Below are 1,081 nucleotides of genomic sequence, written 5' to 3'. Positions count from 1 at the left end.
ACTCTTCCACGCTCAGCGTTTCCGCCCGCCGCGTCGGGTCGATGCCGGCCCGTGTCAGCAAAGCCTCGCCGCCCAGGCTCTTCACGCTTTGCCTCAGCATCTTGCGGCGCTGGCCGAAGGCCGCCTCGGTGACACGGCCGAGCTTCTTGCCGTCGACGGGCAGGGGAGACGGGCGCGGCACCAGATGCACGACGGAGGAGGTGACCTTGGGCGGCGGCGTGAAAGCCTGCGGCGGCACGTCGAAGGCGATCCTCGCCTCGGTGCGCCAGCCGGCCAGTACGCCGAGCCGGCCATAGGCGTCGCTGGCTGGACCCGCCGTGATGCGCTCCGCCACCTCGCGCTGGAACATCAGCGTCATCGACTGGTAGAAGGGCGGCCAGTCGTTGACCGTCAGCCAGCGGATCAGAAGCTCGGTGCCGATATTGTAGGGCAGGTTGGCGGCGATCTTCACCGGCCCGCCATTCGCCGTACCGGCAAGCGCGGCAAAATCCGTTTTCAGCGCATCGCCGGGAATGACCTCCAGGCGACCGGGATAGTGGCTGGAAACCTCGGCCAGCGCTTCGAGGCAGCGCTCGTCGCGCTCGATGGCGATCACGCGCCGCGCGCCGTTGAACAGCAGCGCCCGCGTCAGCCCGCCCGGGCCGGGACCGACCTCGATCACGGTCGCCTCGCTGAGATCGCCGGCGGCGCGGGCGATCTTGCTTGTCAGGTTGAGGTCGAGCAGGAAATTCTGCCCGAGCGCCTTCTTGGCCTGGAGTCCATGCCGCTCGATCACCGCGCGCAACGGTGGCAACCCGTCGATCGTCATGCGCTCGTTCAAGGCGTCCTCACGCGGCCGCGGCTTGGCGATCGCTGTCGGCCAGCCGGCGCGCCAGCCTGAGCGCCGCGATCAGGCTCTCGGCGCGGGCAATGCCCCTGCCGGCGATATCGAAGGCGGTGCCGTGATCCGGCGAGGTGCGGATGAAGGGCAGGCCCAGCGTCACATTGACCGCCTCGTCGAAGGCCAAGGTCTTGGCCGGAATCAGCGCCTGGTCGTGATACATGCACAGCGCCGCATCATAGGTGGCGCGCGCGCGTGGAT

The 1,081-nt window shown here is 68.8% G+C and carries 2 protein-coding genes; both read right to left on the bottom strand.

Annotated elements, in window-relative coordinates:
- The coding region (gene rsmA / locus EOA28_RS36680) for a 16S rRNA (adenine(1518)-N(6)/adenine(1519)-N(6))-dimethyltransferase RsmA (protein ID WP_128315886.1) at positions 1-808 on the bottom strand (808 nt) is incomplete at its 3' end.
- Positions 809-827: 19 nt separating this feature from the next.
- Positions 828-1,081 (bottom strand): 4-hydroxythreonine-4-phosphate dehydrogenase PdxA (locus EOA28_RS36675; RefSeq protein WP_189342407.1); only part of this gene is annotated, 254 nt, incomplete at its 5' end.

Source organism: Mesorhizobium sp. M2A.F.Ca.ET.067.02.1.1, assembly GCF_004023285.1.
In the GTDB taxonomy this organism is placed as follows: domain Bacteria; phylum Pseudomonadota; class Alphaproteobacteria; order Rhizobiales; family Rhizobiaceae; genus Mesorhizobium.
The sequence above is the reverse complement of the archived record's forward strand: the minus strand, read 5'-3'. Positions and strand labels throughout refer to the sequence as shown.